At 65.2% G+C, this 21,735-nt stretch carries 21 protein-coding genes; 14 read left to right on the top strand and 7 right to left on the bottom strand.

The genetic code is table 11. From position 1 onward, the window contains the following. Nucleotides 1-11: 11 nt before the first annotated feature. Nucleotides 12-1,196, bottom strand: coding sequence for an MFS transporter (locus AQZ52_RS13585; RefSeq protein ID WP_169793746.1), 1,185 nt, complete (start codon nt 1,194-1,196; stop codon nt 12-14). Between the two features lie 203 nt (nt 1,197-1,399). Here AQZ52_RS13585 and qhpR point away from each other — a divergent pair, with 203 nt between their 5' ends. Next, a complete protein-coding gene (qhpR, locus tag AQZ52_RS13590) occupies nt 1,400-2,395 on the top strand; it encodes an AraC-like transcriptional regulator QhpR (RefSeq protein WP_082697954.1) in 996 nt (331 codons plus the stop codon). Between the two features lie 15 nt (nt 2,396-2,410). Next, on the top strand, nt 2,411-3,244 hold the full coding sequence (locus AQZ52_RS13595) for a type 1 glutamine amidotransferase (RefSeq protein WP_067911741.1): 834 nt from the start codon (nt 2,411-2,413) through the stop codon (nt 3,242-3,244). Between the two features lie 141 nt (nt 3,245-3,385). Here the strand turns inward: AQZ52_RS13595 and AQZ52_RS13600 are convergent, their stop codons facing one another. Further along, nucleotides 3,386-4,240: a 3,4-dihydroxyphenylacetate 2,3-dioxygenase gene (locus AQZ52_RS13600; protein ID WP_067911743.1), complete on the bottom strand. Its 855-nt coding sequence runs from the start codon at nt 4,238-4,240 to the stop codon at nt 3,386-3,388. Between the two features lie 144 nt (nt 4,241-4,384). On the opposite strand from AQZ52_RS13600, the gene AQZ52_RS13605 reads away from it, so the two are divergent. Genes AQZ52_RS13605 through AQZ52_RS13615 form a run of 3 tightly spaced genes read left to right on the top strand, consistent with a single transcriptional unit; the run spans nt 4,385 to nt 8,473 of the window. Beyond that, entirely contained in the window at nt 4,385-5,650 is a 1,266-nt protein-coding gene (locus AQZ52_RS13605; RefSeq protein WP_067911746.1) for a cytochrome P450, read from the top strand. Between the two features lie 11 nt (nt 5,651-5,661). Next, nucleotides 5,662-7,002 (top strand): type I glutamate--ammonia ligase, encoded by a 1,341-nt coding sequence (locus AQZ52_RS13610; RefSeq protein WP_082697956.1) that lies wholly within the window; start codon nt 5,662-5,664, stop codon nt 7,000-7,002. A gap of 10 nt (nt 7,003-7,012) precedes the next feature. Further along, complete coding sequence (locus tag AQZ52_RS13615; protein WP_067911749.1) at nt 7,013-8,473, top strand: aldehyde dehydrogenase family protein; 1,461 nt, start codon at nt 7,013-7,015, stop codon at nt 8,471-8,473. Here the strand turns inward: AQZ52_RS13615 and AQZ52_RS13620 are convergent. The 4 genes from AQZ52_RS13620 to AQZ52_RS13635 are packed head-to-tail and all read right to left on the bottom strand — an operon-like array spanning nt 8,470 to nt 11,555. Then, nucleotides 8,470-9,174, bottom strand: a complete 705-nt coding sequence (locus AQZ52_RS13620; protein WP_067911751.1) for a TorF family putative porin — start codon at nt 9,172-9,174, stop codon at nt 8,470-8,472. The two genes, AQZ52_RS13615 and AQZ52_RS13620, sit on opposite strands and share 4 nt — an antisense overlap. After that, entirely contained in the window at nt 9,146-10,372 is a 1,227-nt protein-coding gene (locus AQZ52_RS13625; RefSeq protein WP_067911754.1) for a S8 family peptidase, read from the bottom strand. The genes AQZ52_RS13620 and AQZ52_RS13625 overlap by 29 nt, the downstream gene beginning before the upstream one ends. Next, complete coding sequence (locus tag AQZ52_RS13630) at nt 10,369-11,019, bottom strand: anti-sigma factor family protein (protein ID WP_067911757.1); 651 nt, start codon at nt 11,017-11,019, stop codon at nt 10,369-10,371. The genes AQZ52_RS13625 and AQZ52_RS13630 overlap by 4 nt, the downstream gene beginning before the upstream one ends. Continuing rightward, nucleotides 11,016-11,555, bottom strand: a complete 540-nt coding sequence (locus AQZ52_RS13635) for an RNA polymerase sigma factor (protein WP_067911760.1) — start codon at nt 11,553-11,555, stop codon at nt 11,016-11,018. Before AQZ52_RS13635 ends, AQZ52_RS13630 begins: the two co-directional genes overlap by 4 nt. Nucleotides 11,556-11,861: 306 nt before the next feature. Between AQZ52_RS13635 and AQZ52_RS13640 the strand changes: the two genes are divergently transcribed. Beyond that, on the top strand, nt 11,862-13,151 hold the full coding sequence (locus AQZ52_RS13640; protein ID WP_067911763.1) for a calcium-binding protein: 1,290 nt from the start codon (nt 11,862-11,864) through the stop codon (nt 13,149-13,151). A gap of 65 nt (nt 13,152-13,216) precedes the next feature. Here AQZ52_RS13640 and AQZ52_RS13645 read toward each other — a convergent pair whose 3' ends face one another. Beyond that, on the bottom strand, nt 13,217-13,870 hold the full coding sequence (locus tag AQZ52_RS13645; RefSeq protein WP_240481634.1) for a TetR/AcrR family transcriptional regulator: 654 nt from the start codon (nt 13,868-13,870) through the stop codon (nt 13,217-13,219). A gap of 158 nt (nt 13,871-14,028) precedes the next feature. On the opposite strand from AQZ52_RS13645, the gene AQZ52_RS13650 reads away from it, so the two are divergent. The 8 genes from AQZ52_RS13650 to AQZ52_RS13680 are packed head-to-tail and all read left to right on the top strand — an operon-like array spanning nt 14,029 to nt 21,720. Then, nucleotides 14,029-15,210, top strand: a complete 1,182-nt coding sequence (locus AQZ52_RS13650; RefSeq protein WP_067911766.1) for an amine dehydrogenase large subunit — start codon at nt 14,029-14,031, stop codon at nt 15,208-15,210. After that, the gene (locus AQZ52_RS18195; RefSeq protein ID WP_082697960.1) at nt 15,210-15,698 is read left to right on the top strand and encodes a MauE/DoxX family redox-associated membrane protein; all 489 of its coding nucleotides are present in this window, start codon (nt 15,210-15,212) and stop codon (nt 15,696-15,698) included. The genes AQZ52_RS13650 and AQZ52_RS18195 overlap by 1 nt, the downstream gene beginning before the upstream one ends. Next, the gene (locus AQZ52_RS13655; protein ID WP_240481635.1) at nt 15,695-16,297 is read left to right on the top strand and encodes a thioredoxin domain-containing protein; all 603 of its coding nucleotides are present in this window, start codon (nt 15,695-15,697) and stop codon (nt 16,295-16,297) included. The genes AQZ52_RS18195 and AQZ52_RS13655 overlap by 4 nt, the downstream gene beginning before the upstream one ends. Before the next feature lie 3 nt (nt 16,298-16,300). Beyond that, a complete protein-coding gene (locus AQZ52_RS13660) occupies nt 16,301-16,876 on the top strand; it encodes a methylamine dehydrogenase light chain (RefSeq protein WP_067911769.1) in 576 nt (191 codons plus the stop codon). Further along, nucleotides 16,873-17,346, top strand: coding sequence for a c-type cytochrome (locus AQZ52_RS13665; protein WP_067911772.1), 474 nt, complete (start codon nt 16,873-16,875; stop codon nt 17,344-17,346). Before AQZ52_RS13660 ends, AQZ52_RS13665 begins: the two co-directional genes overlap by 4 nt. Further along, the gene (locus AQZ52_RS13670) at nt 17,343-17,813 is read left to right on the top strand and encodes a cytochrome c family protein (RefSeq protein WP_067911775.1); all 471 of its coding nucleotides are present in this window, start codon (nt 17,343-17,345) and stop codon (nt 17,811-17,813) included. Before AQZ52_RS13665 ends, AQZ52_RS13670 begins: the two co-directional genes overlap by 4 nt. 41 nt (nt 17,814-17,854) lie before the next feature. Then, nucleotides 17,855-20,074 carry a TonB-dependent receptor gene (locus AQZ52_RS13675; RefSeq protein WP_067911790.1) on the top strand — a complete coding sequence of 740 codons (2,220 nt, stop codon included), beginning with the start codon at nt 17,855-17,857 and terminating at the stop codon, nt 20,072-20,074. Between the two features lie 11 nt (nt 20,075-20,085). Beyond that, on the top strand, nt 20,086-21,720 hold the full coding sequence (locus tag AQZ52_RS13680) for an AMP-binding protein (protein WP_067911793.1): 1,635 nt from the start codon (nt 20,086-20,088) through the stop codon (nt 21,718-21,720). Nucleotides 21,721-21,735 lie beyond the last annotated feature (15 nt).

The raw sequence follows: 21,735 nt of genomic DNA on the forward strand, positions 1-21,735 counted from the left end.
CCGGGCAAAAGTCAGACAGTTGGCAGCGCGGATAGCGCCTGGTGCCTGCGAATGGGAACCAGCAACAGCGCATAGCTCACGATAAAAAGCGCCACGCAGAGAATTTCCGCCGAGCGATACCCGCTGCCATCGAGCAACTGCCCGGCAATGAGCGGACCGCCGCCCAGCCCGATCATCTGCATCATGATCGCGAAGGACATCATCCGCCCGCTTTCGTCGAAATCGCAGACGCGGCCGAGGATGAATGGAAGCACGAAGTTCCACAGCACGTTGAACCCGCAGACGCCGACGACGAACAGCGTGAGGCTGGGCTTGCCGATCAGCAGCGCGATACTTGCCGCGCCTGCCAGAATGCCGAACGCGATGGCCCCGTTGCGGCTGATATGGCCAGCCAGGAAGACAGAGGCGAGCGCGCCGCCAACCGCGAGGATCTGCGAGAGAAACAGCGCGTCTGCCACCGATTGTTCGGCGAGCCCCGCTCCAATGCCGACGAGGAACAGCACGGCCCATGCGATGCCTTGCGCCACGTTGTAGGCCAGCACCCCGGCAAGCGCGACGACAAGCAGCGGCGTCCCTAGCTGGCGCGCTTCCGGATTCACCATCTCCTCTGCCGAATAGGCGTGCGGCAGGAACGGCAAGGTCGCGAGCGAGGCCAGCGAAAGGACGGCAAAACCGATGAACATGGCATCGAGGCCGTGACTGCCCAGAAAGTCTGGCAAGTACCACAAACCAAACGCGCCGTAGGTGAGCAGCAGCGTCAGGTAGAGCGCGAGATTGCGCTCGGCGCGGATGGTAACGCCGACGAAGGTGAAGCTGATCGAGGTGATCGTCCCTTCGCCAAGGCCTGCCACGAAGCGCGCGAGCTCGAAGCGCCCTCCCAGCGGCGCGGCGAGCGAGGCCAGATCACCCGCCGCAGCGATGAGGAGGCCGCCCGCCACGATCCAGCGCCAGTTGATCCTGGTCCCCCACACCGCCATGAAGACCGTCGCCAGCGCCACGCCGAGCATCTCGACGCCGGCGAGGTTGACCGCGGTCGCCTCGTCCACGTGCAGCTGCGTGACATAGCCCTGCACCACCCCCGGCTGGATGATGAACGACAGCACACCGATGGTGCCGAGGATCACCGCGCAGAGGATCGCCGGCCAGCCATTCACGTCGATGTCGCGCAGTCTCGGCGTTGCTCTCGCCATACCCACCGTGTCTCCCCGTACTCCCCGCGGCCCTTGCATGGCAGGACCAGTCCCGCTTGGCAGGATCGGACATTCCGGCGCCCGCGTCCATGCCCCCACCCACGACTTTTTAGATCACCATTTGATGATTTTGATCAATATCCCGAGACCCCGAATCGCTTAGCCTCCCGTCATGGCAACACGCCAACGTGTGCCCCCGGGGAGACAGCATGGCACCAGCGACCGTCCGCGCCGCCGCAATGAACGGCTGGGATAGCTTTCTGGAAGACAAGGCGGCCATTACCGCGCGTCCCTGCGCGGCAGAGCTTGCCGCTCCCGATTCCATGCCGCTGGCGGAATTCGTCCGCTTTTCCGAAGACGTCGTGCGCCGCACCCGCGATGTGGCGATCCCGTGGCTGGCCGGGGGCAACTATGACCTCGCCGCGCTCGGGCCGCTGGGCGATGCGATCAATTCGGCGGGCCGCGTCGGCTCGGCGCTGCGCCGACTGGTCGATTACTTCTCGCTGCTGCAGGACTGCACCGACATCCGCCTCGCGCTCGAGGACGACATGGCCTCGGTCAGCTACCGGATCCTCGATCCCGACATCTGGCCGCGCCACCATGATGCCATGTTCACGCTCGGCATCGTCAGCCAGATCCTGAAGCGCGGGACACGGGGACACTGGGACAAGATCGAATTCGCGTTCGAGGCGGAAAGCCACGAGATGCGCGGCGATATCGGCAAGGTTGTCTGCGCGCCTTGCACGTTCGGCGCCGATACCAACCAGATACGCTTTCCGGCTGCAATGCTCGATCTGGCGCTGCCTGCCACGCAACAGGCGGCCTGCGACGTCCGGCACCTCACCCGCTCGATCGTCACCAAGCGGCGCGAGACCCCGCTGGTCGACCGCCTTAGCCAGATGGTGCTGCGCGATCTCAATTCCTGCGCCATCGAGCAGGAACGCTTCGCCCGCGAGATGGGCATGTCGAGCCGCACCTTGCGCCGCAAGCTGACCGAGCAGGGCAGCTCGTTCCAGCAGGTGCTCGATGAATGCCGGATGCGGCAGGCGGTGTTCGAGTTTCGCGTGCGCCCCGATTTGTCGATCGCGCAGATCGCGCTAAGGCTGGGCTATGCCGAGCACAGCAATTTCACCCGCGCCTTCCACCGCTGGAGCGGGATTTCCCCGCAGGCCTATCGCGCGCAGCTTGCCAGCACCGCGCACTGATTTGCAGGATACGCCATGACCCGACTTCTGCTGCTCGAAGGCAACACCGCGCCCAAGCGCGCGCGCGCCCACGAACTCGGCGTGCGCACATCGAGCGAGATCTATATCGAGGCCATTGCTGCGCACTATCCCGACATCGCGCTCGATGTTCTGAATGGCGCGGATGAGGGCGAGGCTATCCCTGGTGGGCGGACATGGACCGATTACGCGGGCTTCGTCGTCACCGGCTCCGCGCTCCATGCCTATGACGCCGAGTTCGCGGTCACCAACCAGATCGCACTGCTGAAGGACGCCGCCGAGGCGGGCCTGCCGATCTTCGGTTCGTGCTGGGGGCTCCAGATCGCCGCCGTCGCGGCGGGCGGCGAAGTCGCGTTCAATCCCAAGGGCCGCGAAGTGGGCTTTGCGCGCAAGATCCTGCTGAACGAGGCAGGCCGCGCCCATCCGATGTTCAAGGGCAAGGCGCCGGTGTTTGATGCCCCCTGCATCCACTACGACGAAGTGATCCGCCTTCCGGACAGCGCGACCCTGCTTGCCTCCAACGCGCACAGCGCAATCCAGGCGGCGGTGATCCCGCTGGGCAAGAGCGAAGTCTGGGCGGTGCAATATCACCCCGAATTCGATCTCGCCCAACTCGTCCAGCTCTACACGCTCTATGCTGAGGATATGGTTGGCCAAGGCTTCTTTGCCGATTTGGCCGAGCTGGCGGCCTATCGCGAGAAGCTCGAAGCACTGGCCGCCGATCCCGCCAATGCAGGCCTAGCATGGCAGCTGGGCGTGGACGGGGACGTGCTGGATGATCGCACCCGCCGCGCGGAGATTCTGGCGTGGATCGAGGCGAAGGTTCTCTGATTTGCCCCATCGTCATTCCCGCTAAGGCGGGAATCCAGAGCGGCCAGCACCACGTATCGGGCTCTGGATTCCCGCCTTCGCGGGAATAACGAGGCCTGCCTGATGGTGCACGAAACGAGGTGCAGCTAGCACCCTGACTGCTCACATATCAAACCACACATGCACCTGGCTGGTGCCGGTCGCGTTCTCGTAATCCGAGAATTGCCGCCCCTTGGCCTTCCATGCGTGCCCGCCGCAGGCCGCCGCCATCATCAGGTAGTGGCCAAAGCGCGCTTCCGGCGCATGGCGCAGATAGTCCGGCATCGTGTCGATCACCGCCGCGTGGTTGCCTTCCGCAAACCAGCGGAGCCGCTCCAGATCGGCCTCGCGCGCCTCGGGCGAGGAAATATGGATCGGGTCCGAAGCCTCGTGCTGCGCGATCTGATCGAAGGGCCAGAAGCGGTGGCTCATCGAACCGCTGGCGATCAGCACCACGCGCTTGTCGGATTCGCGGATCGCCTGCCCGATGCCGGCACCGACACCGAGAAAATTGTGCGGCTCGGCCGAATAGGCGTGGCTTACCGAAATCCACTTCTCCTCGCCCTGAAGGAAGGTCGAGAGATTGACGGTGGGGTAGTGCATCGGGAGGTAGGGATCGTCGATGGCATTGGTGCGTACACCGTGCTCGGTCGCGCGTTGCGCCATGGCGAAGGCGAGCTCCGGGCAGCCCGGAATGTCATAGGGAATCTGCTTCATGCCCCGCGGCAGTTCGTCCGAGGTATAGAGCCCGGTCCGCCGCGCCTGTGCGGCGATGCAGAACTCGACGATGGTGAACCAATGCGTATCGAACAGCACGATCACATCGGGCTTGAGCACATCGAGAACTTCGGACTTCAGGCGCCGCAGCCCGGGCACTAGGCTGATTTCCTTGCCTTCGTTGAGCTCATGACGGTCGGCCTCGGACATCATGATGGTCGGTGCGTGCGCGACCAGTCCGGCTCCGATGATTTCGCCCATGCGAGCTGCTCCTTGCGAGTGTTGACATGGCCTCAATAGGCTCGCCGCACCCTTACCAGAAGGCCCCCGCCGCACTCTGTCCGCTTATGCCAAGTCCCTCCGCCCGCCCGGGCCTAACCCGAGAGGCGAACAGGAGAGGTTCCCATGCCATTTGCCTTCTCGCGCCAGACCGACCCCCATGTCGATCTGTCTTCGCTTGATGCCTTCAACGACGGCGCGCCGTTCGAGACGTTCGCCCGGATGCGCCGCGAAGACCCGATGGCCTGGTCGGAGATGACGAGCGGCGAAAACGGCTTCTGGTCGGTGACGCGCCATGCCGATCTGCTCGACCTCAACCGACAGGCTGATCTGCTCTCCTCCGCGCGCGGCATCCGCATGGAAGACCAGACCATGGAGGAAGTCGAGGCACGCAAGACCTTCCAGGAGACCGATGCGCCGCACCACCGCGGCTTTCGCGCGCTGGTCTCCAAGGCTTTTGCCAAGGGCACCGTTGCGCAATTCGAAGACCAGATCCGCAGCATCGTGACGAACCTCCTCGATGTCGCGCTGGAGGAAGGCGAATTTGACGCGGTTGATCGCATCGCCCGGCGCCTGCCCATGCAGATGCTCGCCCAGATCATGGGCGTGCCGCAGGAGGACGGGCCGTGGCTGGTGGACAAAGGCGATGCGCTGATTTCCAACGCAGACCCGGACTACACCGATTTCGTCGTCGACCAGCTCGACAGCGATGCCTACCGGATGCTGCCGTTCCGCTCGCCCGCCGCGATGGACCTGTTCGACTATGCCAACAAGCTGCTCGACCGGATGGATGCGGGCGAGCAGATCGGGGTGCTCAACCTCGTGCGCGAGAAGACCAACAGCGGCACACAGATGTCGCGCGACGAATTCCGCAACTTCTTCTGCCTGCTGGTGGCGGCGGGGAACGACACGACACGCTATTCGATCTCGGCGACGATCCATGCGCTCGCCAATGATCCGGCGCTGCTCAAGCGGCTCCAGACCGGCGACTTCCATAGCTGGGAAGGCGCGGCGGACGAGATGATCCGCTATGCCTCGCCCACCACCCACTTCCGCCGCACCGCCACGCGCGACTTCACCTTCCACGGCAAGCAGGTGCGCGAAGGCGACAAGGTGCTGCTCTGGTTCATTTCGGGCAACCGCGACGAAACCGCGATCGCCGATCCTTACGCGATCGACCTCGGAAGGGAACGCAATCCGTTCCTCTCGTTCGGACAGGGCGGACCGCATATCTGCCTTGGCATGTGGCTTGCGAAGCTCGAAGTCGCTATCGTCATGCAGGAACTGGCCAAGCGGCTGACAGGGATCGAACAGGTGGCGGATCATGCCTACCTGCGCAGCAACTTCATTCACGGCATAAAGCATCTGCCGGTGCGCGTGAGCGCGCGCTGAGGGGGAGAGAGATGAACCGCCTGACCAAAATCGCAGGGTCCGGGATCGAACCGGGCCAGGTGCGCGCAGAAGGCTTCGAACGCTGCCGCATCCTGTTCGCCGACCAACTCAACCTCGCGCGCGGCAAGTATGTGCCGATGAGCGAGGCGGCCAAGGGCCATGCGCGCATGTGCGTCGGCACCTTTGCGGTCACGTATGACAAGGCGCTGGTGGCGGCGCCCGGCGGCGGGCTGCTGACAGGGCTTCCGGACATGGAAGTAACCTTCGACCCGGCGGATCTGCGCCCCTCGTGGGAGGCAAACACGCAGATCGCGCTGGGCTCGTTGCGGTTTCAGGACGAGCCCTTTGCCCTCTGCGGTCGCTCCGCGCTGGCCCGGGCCATCGAGGGCTGGCGTGCGCGCGGGCTCGATCCGATGGTCGGTATCGAGATGGAAGCCTACGTTTTCCAGCGCGGGCCGGACGGTGACTGGGTGCCTTATGACACCCCCGGCGCCTTCGTTTACGGCACGGGTCCTTTCGCCGATCCCGCCGGCCTGATCGAGGAAGTCTGGGCGACGGCGGCAGCCTGCGGCATTCCCATCGAATCCATCAACGCCGAATACGACGCGCCGCAGTTCGAGCTGACCTTGCGCTATGCCGATGCGATGAAGGCGGCCGACGATGCCTTCCTGTTCCGCCAGATGGCGCGCGAGGTGCTCTACAGGCGCGGCTACCTGCTCTCGTTCCTGCCCAAGCCGTTTGCCGACAAGAGCGGCAGCGGATTGCACTTCAACCTGAGCTTCACGAGCAGCGACGGCAGCAACGCCTTCGCCGATGATGTCGCCAGCGGCACGCTGTCGGACACGATGAAAGGCTGCATCGCCGGGATGCTGCACCACCATGAGGCGCTCGCCGCGATCATGGCCCCGCTCACCCAGAGCTATGCGCGGCTCCAGCCCGCGAGCCTTTCGGGCTACTGGGCCAACTGGGGCATCGACCATCGCAGCGTGACCGTGCGCGTCTCGGCCGAGACCGGCCCCGCCGCCCGGATCGAGCACCGCATGGCCGATTGCGCCGCCAGCCCCTATTTCGCGATGGCCGCGGCGCTGCAGGCGGGTCTCCTCGGCCTCGAGAAGGGCTATGATCTGCCGCCGGAAGAAGTGAACGACGGGCTCGAGACGATCAGCACCGATCGCCACACCCCGCATGACCTTGGGGCCGCGCTCGATGCGCTGGAGGCCGATACCGTGCTCTCCGCCGCCATCGGGCAGGAGATGATCGACAACTTCATCGCGATCAAGCGCGAGGAAGTCCGCATCCTCGAAGGGAAGACCGCCGAGGAACAGACCGCCTACTACCTCCACTACATCTGACGGAACGCCCATGACCGGCCGCATCGATATCGACGGGGTGTCCGTCTCGCCCGACCATTTCATCGGCGGCGCGCGGGTCAGCTCGCCCGCAACCTTCGAGACGCGGTGCCCGTTCGAATGGGACCGCAAGCTGGCCGATATCGCGCGCGGCGATGCGCAGACAGCCGCGCTTGCTGCAGAAGCAGCGAGCGCAGCATTTCCCGCCTGGGCCGCGCTGACAGCGGCCGAGCGCGGGGTCTATCTCCATCGCCTCGCGGACCTGATCGAGGCCAATGTCGAGAAGCTGGCCGTCGTCGAATGCCTCGACATGGGCATGCTGCTGGAAAGTCTGCGTCTGCGGGTGATCCTGCGCGGCGCGGCCAACTTCCGTACCTATGCAGACCTTGCTGCGCACCATGAGGAACGCGTCTGGTCCTCGCGCGGTACGCTCAACCGCGTGATCCGCATGCCGGCGGGGCCTGCGCTGATCATCACGCCGTGGAACGCGCCGTTCATGCTCTCGACCTGGAAATGTGCGCCGGCGCTCGCTGCCGGCAATACAGTGATCCTCAAGCCCGCCGACTGGTCTCCGCTTTCCGCCTCGGTTCTCGCCGATCTGATCCATGAAGCCGGCATCCCCGCTGGCGTGTTCAACATCGTGCAAGGCCTCGGCGCCGAATTGGGCAATGCGCTGACCTCCGATCCGCGGATCAAGCGCATCAGTTTCACCGGATCGGTCCCCACCGCGCGCGTCATCGGCAGGGCCGCGGCGGAAAACATCGTCCCCTTCACGGCAGAGCTTGGCGGCAAATCGCCGCTGCTTGTTTTCGCCGATGCCGATATCGATGCGGCCGCGAAGAAGGCGGCAGGGCAGTTCGATGACAGCGGCCAAGTCTGCATGGCCGGCACGCGGATCATTGTCGAGGAAAGCGTGAAGGAGGCATTCCTCGAAAAGTTCCACGGCTATACCGACGCGCATGTGATGGGCGACAGCCGCGATCCGGCAACCACGATGTCCGCCCTGATCCACCCTGTCCATGCGGAGCGCGTGCTCGGCTTCATCGACCGCGCGCGCGCTGCTGGTGATACCGTCGTGCGCGGCGGAAAGCGCTGGAAGGAGGGCGCGAACTGGATCGAACCCACGCTGATCGTGCCCAAGGACAACCAGAGCGAGGTCGTTCAGAACGAAGTGTTCGGCCCCGTCCTGACGTTCCAGACCTTCCGGGATGAAGCCGAAGGCGTCGCCCTCGCCAATTCCACCGCCTATGGCCTGTCCGGCATCGTCTACACCGGCAGCGAGGACCGCGCCCAGCGCGTCGGCCGTGCGGTGCGGGGCGGAACAGTCTGGGTCAACACCTTCCTCGTCCGCGATCTCACCGCGCCGTTCGGCGGGATCGGCATATCGGGCATCGGGCGCGAAGGTGGCGACTATGCTCTCGACTTCCACTCGGATCTCAAAACGCTGCAGATCCTCGAAGGCAGCGTCCGCTAGAACGCCCAGGCGGCCGAGCCGAACACCCGCCCCCGTCCGGTCTCGCTGTAGACCGGATAGTTGGTTCCGTTGACGCCAAGCGAGAGGAACAGCGGGCCCACCGGCCGCGTCAATGTCAGGCGCCAGTCACGGTAGCGGCGCAGCCCGCCCCGACCTGCCGCAAGATCATACGGGATCAGCGAAAGGCCCGCGTGGCCCTCGAGCCGCCATTTGTCATGCCGCAGCAGCGGGGCGTTCACTTCGGCATAGTAGGAGGCCCGGCCATCGCGCAGATAATCGGGCGAGACATAGACCCGCGCCCGCACCGCGCCCACGCCGGCACCGGCGAAACCTTCGAAGAACCCGCGGCGGTAATCGGCATCAACGATCCGGGCATAGCTGCGGTGGATCAGCCCGAGTTCAAGCGTGACCGCCCCGCGCTTCGTGGCAAAGCCCGCATACTGCACCAAGGCGCTTACGCGCGGCACATCGGTGTTGAGCGCAAGGCTCGCACTCGCTCCGGCAAAGAAGCCGATCTGCGTATCGAAGCTGATCCCGGCAGCGACAACGGGGTCGCCGCTGCTGATGCTTTCGCCCCGGAACATCTCGCTCGACGAAGCAGTGAGGGAGCCTGCCAGTTGCGCGCGCGCGGGTGCGGCAAACGCCAGCACGCCGATCAGGATCAGCCCGGCTTCAGCGCCCCGCCTCGCACGCCGCGACATCAAGCCGCGTGGTCCGGCCGACGAGTGCGCAGGCATCGATCACGCCGCGTGGCCCCAGAAGAACCTCCGAAGCGGCGGCCCGCCCGGTGCGGGAGAGTTGGCGCAGCAAAGCCGCGAGCCCGCTCACATGCGCAGCGGCGAACGAACTGCCGCTGACAACGCTCCATTTTCCCTCCGGCTCCGTGGTCGGCACATCCTGCCCTGGGGCAATGTAGACAGGCGGCTCGCTGGCTGACAAGCGCGTGGCCGCAACCGGAACCACTCCGGACACAAAAGCCGGAAAGCTGCCGCGCGGGTTTTGCCGATCAACAGCGGCGACAATCGTCGCCCCGTGCGCAAGGCCGAGGCCGATCAGGCCCTCGAGCAGCCGGTCCTGTGGGCCGGTCAGGGAGAGATTGATCACGTCCGCGTGGTTCTCGATCGCAAAGGTCAGCGCCTTGGCGAGGCTCAGCGTATCGCACACTGTAACGCCCCCGAATGGCCGTTCCCAGCAAGCGCGCAGCCCCATGATGCGCGCACCAGGCGCCACGCCGGCAATGCCCATGCCGTTGCCCGCCCGTGCTCCGATGATCCCCGCCACACCGGTTCCATGGCGTTCGGGAACGGGATGGCCGGGAGGAGTGAAATCGCGCGAGGCCGCGATCTGGCCGACAAGGTCGGGATGGTTCGTGTCGATGCTGCTGTCGATGATCGCAATCGTGACACCCTTGCCGGTCGCCAGCTTGTGCAACGGGGCCAGGTGCCAGGGCTGCGCGGCGGCGAGGCGGTCGTTGTAGCCCGACGAAGAGGCTGCAGCCTGCATATGGAACTCGTTGAGGGGCTGCGACCAGGCCACACCCGGCAATGCGGTAAGTTCGGCAGCGACGGCTTCGGCGGTGCGCTCGTCGGCAAATTCCATCACCACGCAGTCCACGCCGACCAGCTTCATCGGCCACGCCTCGACGACGCTGAGCCGGTGCTCGCGCGCGATCTTGCGGGCAAGGCGCAGGCGGGCCTGCTCGCCCATCGCATCGCCATAGGCGCCGCCGTAGTCACCGCCGGCGCGGTAATGCTCTGCACCGAGCCGCAGCATGACCATCACGCGGCGCGGTGCCGCGGCCTCGGCCGAAACAACCAGGTCGGCCGCACGCACGCCGATGCTGCCGCCAAGCGCCAGCGCGAGCGCGAATGCCACAATCAGGCGAGCAGCGCGCATCATGGTGCGGCTCCATCGATCGGTTCAGCCATCACTACGCGCGGGTCGGCGCGCAGGCGATCAAGCGCCGCTGCCCGCTGACCCGGCGCTGCTGCAGCCTTCCATGCCCCGGCGTCGCTCGGCAAGCCGACCAGCCGTACGCCCACGGCCCCGGCAATGCGCGCCGCTTCATCGGCCCCGACGCCGGGTGCGAACTTCACAAGCGCATTTGCAGCCGGTGCCGCCGAATCCGGAGCGTTGCCCAGAGCGCGATACGGCGCCGCTGAATCAGCGACGCGGTCGCCTGGGCGCGCCACCACGAACACCGCCATGCCGAGACCGGCAACCAGCGCAAGCTGAGCCGCCATGCGCATCCAGCCGCCGCCGCGCACCGGCGCTGCAACAGCGGCCTTCCGCGAGGCGCGTGCCGCATCGAGACTGACGACATTGTCGGCCGACGCTGGCGCCAACCCCAGCCGCTCCAGCAGCGCATCAGGCACCGCATCGTCTGCCGGCACCGCAGCGCGGACCAGATCGTCGATATGGCGCAGGCGCTCCACGCGCCGGGCGAAGGCTTCATCGCGCGCAGCAAGCTCGGTCATGCGTCTGTCTCCTTCAGCATCGAGCGTTCCATCCAGCCAGGCCGAAATCATCGCATCGTCGGGGGTCATGCCGCCACCATCCTTTCGGGCCCGCGCCGGACCCAGGCCTCCACAAATTGCCGGGCACGCGACAGCCTGCTCATTACTGTACCGATCGGAATGCCGAGCAGATCGGCCGCCTCCCGATAGCTCTGTCCGTCAAGCACCACGGTGCTCATCACCGCTCGCAGCTCCGGTGCCATCGCCGCCAGAGCGGCGCGTACCGCTTCCAGTTCGGAGCGGAACTCCATGCGGGCCAGCTCGTCTTCGCCAGGCAGCTCGAACGCGGCCTCGATATCGACCTTGATGCCCCGCGCCTTCTGGCTGCGGAACTGATCGATGTGCAGATTGGTCGTCAGCCGGAACAACCAGTTTTCAAGACTGGTGCCCGGTTGCCACTGATCCAGCCGCGCCAGCGCACGCTCCACGGCTGCCTGCAGCAGATCGTCGCCGCGATCCGAGTCCCCCCCGGCAAGCCCGCGGCAGAAGCGCCGCAATCGGGGCAGGAACGCGACGATACGGGCGCGCAGGACCTCCTGGCCTTCGAGGGCGCAGGCGCTGATCATCCGGCGTGCTTCATACCTGTCATGTGTACCTCAACGGGCCTGCTTGGCATCTATTCTGCAGGCCATCAAAAATTTTTTATCGCACGAGGTCTGGCCCCGCGCGTTAACCAGTAAACACCGTGCATTCACGGACATGATGACTTTCCCGGGAGTGCGAGCAAGTGATCAGGTACACCTTGCTCTGTGCCAGTCTCGCCAAAAAGCTCAGCACCACCGGAATAAACCCGCTGACGCTGCGTTGATATCGCAGGCACTTGTTACGACGAGCCGCCATCCGCCAAGGATTGAAGCAGAGGGAACACCGCAATGTCCGACCTTTACAAGTTTGTCGTCGATGGCAGCACCATCAACTGGTTCGAGCAACAGGACGATGGTTCGTTCGCGCCCGAAGATCTCAAGCTCAACCAGACCCTGTCCTTCGATGCGGCAACGAGCGACGTGACACTGACATCGAACTTCGCGCAATATATCCGCGTGCAGGTGTTCCACCAGACCGCAAGCACGCTCGACGATCCCTCGCTCTATACCAAGCCGGTGACGAGCTTCACCGCGCTCGACGGCACGCCGATCACCGGCGGCTCGGGCGGCGGCTCGGGCGGCGGGCACCACGGAGCCGATGATCCGGGCATTCCCGAGCTCCACCAGCACGGCGGCAAGGACGATATCGACCATGACGGCAATGACGACGACCATGTCACCGGTACGGACGGCAACGACATCACCAGCGGCGGCTTCGGCGACGATACGGTCCACGGCGGCGGCGGCGACGACATACTTTCGGGCGATGCCGGCGACGACACGCTGAACGGCGACCTTGGCGACGACCATCTTTCCGGCGGCTCAGGCTTCGATGACCTCCACGGTGGCGGCGGCAACGACAACCTCAATGGCGGCGCCAACGATGACAAGTTGGCGGGCGACGACGGCAACGACACGCTGGCAGGCGGCACGGGCAACGACGACATGTCGGGCGGCAACGGCCGCGACAGTCTCTCGGGAGGCCTTGGCGATGACCACGGCTCGGGCGGTGCCGGCAACGACACAGTCAAAGGCAACGAGGGCAACGACACCCTTTCGGGCGATGATGGCAACGACAAGGTTCTCGGTGGCGACGGCGCCGACCACGTCTCCGGCGGCGCGGGTGACGACATGGTCAATGGTGACCTCGGTGACGACACGCTCACCGGCGATGCCGGCAACGACAAGGTGAGCGGCGGTGCGGGCGACGATTCGCTGTCGGGCGGTTCGGGCAAGGACTTGCTAACCGGCGGGCTGGGCGCGGATCACTTCGTGTTCGCCGATGGCGATCTATCAGGCACGAGCCTCAAGACGGCGGACCGCATCACCGATTTTAGCCATGCGCAGGGCGACATGATCGACCTTAGCGGGATCGACGCCGACACCGTAACAGCCGGCCACCAGAGCTTTGCCTTCATCGGCACGGCGGCCTTCAGCCACACCGCTGGCGAGCTGCACCTCGATATCGGCAGCAAGGCTATGCTGCTTTCGGGCGATACCAATGGCGACGGTCTTGCCGACTTCGCGATCCGCATCGACGGCACGACCCCGATCGAGCTGGCCGACCTCGTGCTCTGATCACTGGCGAGACGTCAAGTCCAATGCGGCCCCGTTGCCTTCGTGGCAGCGGGGCCGCTTTCGCGTCAACCGGCCGGACTGAAGCTGCGCACGATATCGATGAACGAGCGTATCGCGATCCGCTCCACGATGGGAAGCCGCTCGGCAAACGGCATCCTGTACCCGGCAAAAACGGTGAGCCCCTCCATCGAAGCCGAAATGAACAACGCAAGATCGAGCCGCGCCGGTTCTGCCAGATCGGGTCGCATTTCCGCGATGATTTCCACCAGCGGCGCACGCGCGCGATCGTAGAGTTCGTGCACGCGCTCATAGACAAATGCATCGTGGTTCGCGAGTGCCCAGAGCTCGGGAAACAGGCGGGTCGTCTTCTTGCTGCCGATGTCTTCGATGATCAGGCCGCAGACCCGCGCGAGCCGTTCTTCAGGCGGCACCCCAGGGGCATGAACGATGGTGGCAAATTCTGCCTCATAGCTGCTGATCACCGCATTCAGCAGCTCGCGCAGGAGGTCCTCGCGCGTCGGATAGTGATAGGTCAGGTTACCCAGGCGCATGCCGCAGGCAGCCGCAATCCGCCGCATCGACATGGCCCGATACCCCTCCTCGATCAGGATATGGAGGGCTGTGCGGACGATCAGCTCGCGCGTCTCGTATCCCTTGGCATACCCCCCTTCCCGGCCGGGCATGAGCAGATCGGTTACCAGCTTGGGGATCTGATCCAACTTCTTCTCCCTCGCTTTGACGAACCCTTTCCTTGCCAAGCCTAGCGAAGCCCGAATTTATGTCCATCGTCCAATTTAGGACAGTTGACAATTTTATGCCCATTGGGGCACGCTCCCGTCGGGAAGGCGGGGTCAGCCCGTTTTGATAGGGGAATACCATGCGATTGATCGCACCCGTTTTCGCGTCTGCGCTCGGAGTCGCGGCGCTGCTGTCTGCTCCGGCAGCAGCCGCCGAGAACCGCTTTCCGCAGCCGCTTGCCGAAGAGAGCCTGCCCAGCGTCGCGAAGCTGCCTGCTGAATGGCCGCTCAGCTGGGTCACTATCCACGATTTTCACTTCAACGCGATCATAGATGGCCGCATCGCAGTGGTTGATACGGCAAACCAGGTCCAGCCGCTCAAGGGCCTCGTCCGTGCATCGCAGTTCGCCAATGCCCTGATCGCCAAGGACAAGGGCGAGATCTACACTGCCGAGACGTTCTACACCCGCCTCACCCGCGGTGAACGGACCGACGCGATCACGGTGTGGGACATGGCGACGCTCCAGCCCAAGGGCGAGATCGTCCTGCCCGGCGGCAAGCGCCAACAATCGGTAACCTACCCGCACCTGTTCCAGTTCACCAACGGCGGGAAGTGGGCGCTGGTCGCCAACTTCACCCCCGCGCAGTCGGTTACCGTGGTCGATCTCGCCGCGCGCAAAGTACTGGGCGAGATCGATCTGCCCGGCTGCTCACAGATCTACCCGACTGGTGAGCGCGGCTTCACCAGCCTCTGCGCCGACGGCTCGCTGTTCAGCGTTGCACTGGATGCCAATGGCGCCGCCGCTTCGTCGAAGTCGGTGCCCAAGGTTCAGGATATCGACAACCAGGCGCTGTTCAGCACGCCCGCCATGGTGGGCAAGACGGCTTGGTTCGTCAGCTTCCACGGCATGGTGCAGGGCTTCGATCTCTCCGGCACCGTCGCGAAGCCACTGCCCGGCAGCTTCAGCGTCGGGACTGCGGAAGGCGGAGCGCCCGAATGGCGTCCCGGCGGCTGGCAGGTCATCAATGCGGACGCTTCCGGCAAGCTCTACGTCCTGATGAGCCCCTACGGCAAGGAAGGCAGCCACAAGGACGGCGGCACCGAAGTCTGGGTGGTGGATCCGGCCAAAAAGGCGCGCACCATGCGCATCCCGCTCAAAGGTCAGACCCTGGCCATCGCCGTCACGAAGGAAAGCACGCCGCATCTGGTGGCCGCACAGGCCAGCGGCGAGATCGACATCTATGACGCGGCAACCGGTGCCTTCGTCCGTTCGCTCGGCGCCACCGTCGCGGCCAATCCGATCCTGATCCAGGTTCCCTGATGATCGCGCTCGTGCTCTTCTGCGCGGCGCTGCTGGCGGCCTCGGCATTGCACAAGGCGCTCGCTCGCACGCGGCTGGCCGAAGCCACTGCGCGACTAGCAAGCGTTGGCGCAGTGCCGGCGCAGCTGCTGCTGATTCTGGCGGGCACCCTCGAGCTGGTGGCGGCGGCATGCCTGCTCGCACCGCCGCTGCGCTTCGTCGGAGGGGGGATCGCCGCGCTGGTCTGGGGCTCCTATGCAATCGCCCTTGCCCGCCGCCGGGGCGAAACACTCGATTGCGGCTGCGATCTCGCCGTGCGCAGCAAGCCGATCACGACCGCCCTTGTCCTGCGTGCCGCAACCCTCGCGGCTCTGGCCGTCCTTGTCGCGCTGCTGCCCGACACACCGTTCACCCTCGACGCGCCGTTTGCGGCCGCCGGGATGCTTGCACTCTACCTCGGGGCCAGCGAACTGCTCGCGATCCCTGCTGCATACTGGAAAGCTGCATGATGCTGACAAGCGAGATTCTGCTGTGGGCGGCCGTGATCGTGCAGGCCCTGCTGATCGCCGCGCTCGCGCGCCAGGTCGGCGTCCTGCACGAACGGATCGCGCCTGCCGGCGCGCTCACCCTGCACCAGAAGGTTGCGCTGGGCGAAAAGGCCACGCCCATGACGCTGGCCGACATGAACGGCGTCGGCATTGCCATAGGCGGCCAGCGCCAGGGGCGCAGCCAGCTGCTGTTCTTCGCCTCGCCCGATTGCCCGATGTGCAAATCCCTGCTGCCCATCGTGCGCAGCGCCGCCCGCGCCGAGGCGGGCTGGCTGGACATCGTTGTCGCGGGGGACGGCGGCAAGCCGGGCTATCTCGCGATGGTGCGCGATCACGGGCTCGATGCGATGCCGGTGGTGCTCTCCGAAGCGCTGGGCCGTGCCTTCGGCGTGTCCAAACTACCCTATGCCGTGCTGCTCGACGAGGAAGGCCGGGTCGCTTCGCTCGGCCTCGTCAACAGCCGCGAACATCTCGAAAGCCTCTTCGAGGCCAAGGAGCGAGGTGTCGCCTCGATCCAGGAATTCCTTTCCCGCCGCCAAGCTGCTCATCAGGAGGCCTGACCAATGGCGCGTTTCGACAAGCTGACTGAAAACCTCGCGCGCGGGATTGCCCGGGGCACGTCGCGCCGCTCGCTGCTCGCCTGGCTCGGCGCAGGCATGACCGGCGCGGCCTCGATCCCGCTGCTCCCAGTTGCCCGCGCGGCGACACCTGCCCCCGAAGCCCCGCATGGGCCCCATGGTGCCGGCGCGGCTCGGCCGGCTGTCGTCTCAGGCCTCGAACAAGACCCGGGCGACCGCACTTCGTGCGACTACTGGCGTTACTGCGCGATCGACGGTTTCCTCTGCTCGTGCTGCGGCGGCTCGGTGAACACCTGCCCGCCGGGGACTGAAATGTCGCCGATCACCTGGATCGGCACCTGCACCAACCCGGCCGACGGCCGTGCCTATGTCATCAGCTACAATGACTGCTGCGGCACCTCCTCGTGCGGCCAGTGCCTGTGCAACCGCAACGAAGGCGATCGCCCCCAGGTCCGTCCGCAGTCGAACAACGACTACAACTGGTGCCTCGGCTCCGAAAGCTCGGTCTACAACTGCTCGGTGGCTGCAGTCATCGGCGTCGCTCTGCCGGCGGCCAAGTGAAGCGCGCGGCCCCGCTCTTCCTCGCAGCCACCGCTGCCGGGGCCCTTGTCGGCCTGACGTTGCCGGTCCATGCCGCCGCGGATGGTGCGGCGGTCTACGGCCGCTGCGCCGCCTGCCACACGAAGACCGGAGCGGGCGTTCCGGGTGTGTTCCCGCCGCTTGGCGAAGACTTCCGCGTCATGGCTGCCAGCGATGCGGGACGTCGCTATCTCGCGCTCGTGGTGACCCGCGGCATCAGCGGTCCGATCAAGGTCGGCGGCAAGCCCTATGCCGGGGTGATGCCCGCGCAGGCCACGCTGGACGATGCCTCGGTCGCCGCCGTGCTGAACCACGTGGGCACCGAGATTGCCAAGACCGGTCCCGCCTTCAAGCCTTTCGCCGAAGCCGAAGTCGCCGCATTGCGGGCGGGCGGTGCCAGACTTTCGGCGCAGGACGTGGGCAAACTTCACGCCAGCGCAGGCGGCCAATGAAGCCCGGCCGCCTTGCCCTGCTCGCCGTGCCAGCGCTCAGCCTCGCGCTGGTGGTCGGCATTGCGGTTCGGGCTGATGAGGCGGCGATCCCCGGCGTGAGCGACGCCTATCAGGCGCGCACCGACTACCAGCTCAAGTGCCAGGGCTGCCACCGCCCCGATGGCAGCGGCGATGATCACTCCAACCCGCCCATGCGCGGCATCGTTGCAAAGTTCCTGTCTGTTCCGGGCGGGCGCGAATTCATCGGCCGGGTGCCCGGCGTGGCGACAGTCGATCTGCCGGATGACCGGCTCGCCAATCTCGTGAACTGGACGATACACCGATTTGATCCCGCACATGTACCGCAAGGCTTTCAACCTTACACTGCCGAGGAGATCGGAAGGCTGCGGCACAGCCCGCTCCGCCTGGAACGCGCCGTCATGAGAGCGCGTCTGGTGGCCGGTTTTGCCAAGACCGGCCACGATTGATGCGTTTAGATAGGTAAATTTATAAGAAGCGAGGGAATATCATGAGGACCGTCTTTCTTTCCAGCGCGGCGCTGGCTGCTCCGATGGCCATGATCCTGGCAGCGCAACCGGCCCTTGCACAGCAGGCGCCGCAGGCAGCCGGGGCGACTGCGACAGAGGCAGAAAACACTGGCGAGATCGTCGTTACCGCTGCCAAGCGCTCGGAAAACCTCCAGTCGGTGCCAATCTCCGTTTCGGCCGTCACCGGTGATGCCCTTGCCAAATCGCGCATCACCAGCGTCGACAGCCTCGTCAACAAGGTCGCCAACCTCCAGTTGACCTCGACGGTGGGTGACAACACCCCGATCTTCGCGCTGCGCGGCGTTTCTATGTCGGACTTCAGCCTCAACCAGTCGAGCCCGGTCGCGACGTATTATGACGAAGTCTATAAGGGCAACTTCGCGTTCCTCGGCGTCGCGCTCTACGACATCGAGCGTGTCGAAGTGCTGCGCGGACCGCAAGGGACGCTTTATGGCAAGAACACCACCGGCGGTGCGGTCAACCTGATCAGCCGCGATGCCAAGCTCGGCGAGACAAGCGGCTACATCAACGCTGGCTATGGCAACTACAGCCGCGTCGATCTCAATGGCGCGGTCAACGTACCGCTCGGCGAGAAGGCTGCGCTGCGCGTGGCGGGCACCTATGCGCGTGGCGATGGCTGGTTCAAGAATGTCGTGGTCGGGAATCCCGATCTTGCCAGCACCAACGAATGGGCCATCCGCGGCACGCTGAAGTGGGAGCCAACCAGCGGCACCAGGTTCACCCTGCGCGCCTCGCACAGCCGCCAGAGCCCGCAGAACTACGGCATCTATGCCCAGCCCGAAGCGGTCAACCGGCCAGGCCTGTCGAAGTGGCAGATCGCCTCGAACGTCCCGCAGAAGCGGCTTGCGCAGACCACGTCGGTCGCCCTTACCGCCAACATCGACGTCAGCGACACGCTCGCGGTGACCAGCATCACGAGCTATGACAAGGGCTATCTGTTCTTCAAGGAAGACACCGACGGCATCGCCGCGCGCGTGCTTGAAGTGCCCTATTTCGACCAGGCCAGCCAGTTCGCGCAGGATCTGCGCCTGACCAGCAACACCGGCGGGCCGTTCGATTTCATCCTCGGCGCATATTACAACCGCGAGAAGGTCTACAACCAGAGCACACTGGAAGTCCTGCTCGATACCGATGTCAACGGTGACGGACGGGTCACGGCGGCGGACTGCGCGGCAGGTCTTCCGGCTGCATGCCGCATCCGCAACCACTTCGACCAGCTGAAGAAGAGCATCGCGCTCTATTCGGACCTCAAGTACAAGCTGACCGACGCACTCACCGTGCGCGGTGGTCTGCGCTACACGCACGACGATGGCCAGCAGACCGACTTCCGGTCCGATGCCCTCGCGATCGACAAGCGCTTCATCGCCAACCTGATCCCGCTCACCAACCTTGCGTTCAAGCAGGACAACGTCTCGGGCAAACTCGGTCTGGACTACAAGCTGGCCAGCGGCGACCTGCTCTATGCCAGCGTGAGCCGCGGCTACCGCGCGCCGAGCTTCAACGCGCAGGCCTTCTTCAGCCCTGCTGAAGTGGGTGTGGCGAAGTCCGAAGAAGTGACCGCGTTCGAGGCCGGCGCGAAGACGCAATTCTGGGATCGCCGCATCACGCTCAACATGGCGGCGTTCTACTACAACTACAAGAACCAGCAGTTCATCAACGTGAACCCGGTCGACGCCTCGCAGCAGCTGCTCAACATTCCCAAGTCCCGGCTCTACGGTGCCGAGGCAGAGCTGACGGTGCGCGCCAGCGATACCTTCACGTTGCATTCGGGCCTCGGCCTGCTTTCGACCAAGATCACCAACGGCGTGATCAGCGGCATCAACGTCGCCGGCAACCACCTCTCGAACGCGCCGTCGCTCACCTTCAACGCCAGCGTCGACTGGACCGTGGTGCAGGGCGGCTACGGCGCCTTCTCGGTCCATCCCGAAGTCGCCTACCAGTCGAGCCAGTTCTTCGAGAACATCAACGTGCCGCGCCTGCGCCAGCAAAGCTATGCGCTCTTCGGTGGCCATATCGACTGGAACAGCACCGATGGTCGCTACAGCCTCTCGGCTTGGGCACGCAATCTGGGCAACAAGTTCTACTTCACCTCGCGGATCGATCTCACCGGCTTCGGTCTCGACTACAACCACGTGGGCAATCCGAGGATGTACGGCGTGACAGCAGGCGCAAAGTTCTGAGGACCTGACCCATGCCCGGTTTGTCCTATGCCAAGGGGCCGACCGATGTGCCCCTGTTGGAAACCACCATCGGCACGGCGCTGCGCGATGCAGCGAGGCGCTGGGCCGATGGACTGGCGCTCGCCTCACGCCACCAGGGGCTGCGCTACACCTGGGCGGAGCTCGACGCGGCGGTCGACCGGATCGCGACCGGCCTGCTCCGCCTCGGCGTCGTGGCGGGCGACCGGGTGGGCATCTGGGCGCCCAATTGCGCGGAATGGACGCTCGTCCAGTTCGCCACCGCGCGGATCGGTGCGGTACTCGTCACGATCAACCCCGCGTACCGGGTTAACGAGGTCGAATACGCACTCAACAAGGTCGGCTGCAACGTGCTGGTCACCGCCGCGCGGTTCAAGACCAGCGACTATCTCGCCATGCTTCGCGAGATCGGCCCTGAACGATTGCCGCATCTCAGGGCCACCGTGACGATTGGCGGGGAAGCCCATGATGACTTTCTGCCGTGGTCCACGCTGGATGTCCCGGCGGACAGCGAGGCACTCGCAGCGGCAGCAGCCGCGCTTTCGCCAGACGATGCGATCAACATCCAGTTTACCAGCGGCACCACCGGCTTTCCCAAGGGCGCCACGCTCACCCACCGCAACATCCTGAACAACGGCTATTTCACGGGGCAGACCATTGCGCTGACCGAGGCGGACCGCATCTGCATTCCCGTCCCGCTTTACCACTGCTTCGGCATGGTGCTGGGCAACCTGGCCGCCCTCACCAGCGGCGCGGCGATGGTCTATCCTGCCGAGGCCTTCGATCCTGCCGCCGTGCTGCAGGCGGTTGAGGCGGAAGGCTGCACCGCGCTCTATGGTGTGCCGACAATGTTCATCGCGGTGCTAGGCCAGCCCGCGCTGGAAGCGACCGATGTCTCCACCCTGCGCACCGGGATCATGGCCGGTTCGCCCTGCCCCGTCACTGTGATGCGCGAAGTGATCGGCCGCCTCGGCATGAGCGAGGTCACCATCGGCTATGGCATGACCGAAACGAGCCCGCTGACGACGCAGACCGCCCGCAACGATCCGCTGGAAGAGCGCGTCGGCACCGTGGGCCGTGTCCATCCCCATGCCGAAGCCAGGATCGTCGGGCCGGACGGGCGGACCCTGCCGATCGGCGAACAGGGCGAATATTGCTCGCGCGGCTATGCCGTGATGCTCGGCTACTGGGACGATCCGGAAAAGACTGCCGAAGCGATCGACGCCGAGGGCTGGATGCATTCAGGCGATCTCGCGACGATGGATGCCGCCGGCTATGTCCGCATCACCGGCCGCATAAAGGACATGATCATCCGCGGCGGCGAGAACATCTACCCGCGCGAGATCGAGGAGTTCCTGCTTACCCATCCGCATGTGGCTGACGCGCAGGTCTTCGGCGTGAGCGACGAACGATACGGCGAGGAAGTCTGCGCCTGGGTCATAGCCCGCAAAGGGACCGAACTGGAGCCGGAGACTATCCTTGCCCACTGCCGCGGCCGGATCGCGCATTACAAGGTGCCGCGCCATATCCGTGTGGTCGAAACCTTCGCGATGACGGTCACCGGAAAAGCCCAGAAATTCGAGATGCGGCGGATGATGGAAGCCGAGCTCGGCATCGCGGTGCGCTGAAACCGCCCGAAATGT

The sequence above is a fragment of the Novosphingobium fuchskuhlense genome (genome assembly GCF_001519075.1).
GTDB classification, from domain to species: domain Bacteria; phylum Pseudomonadota; class Alphaproteobacteria; order Sphingomonadales; family Sphingomonadaceae; genus Novosphingobium; species Novosphingobium fuchskuhlense.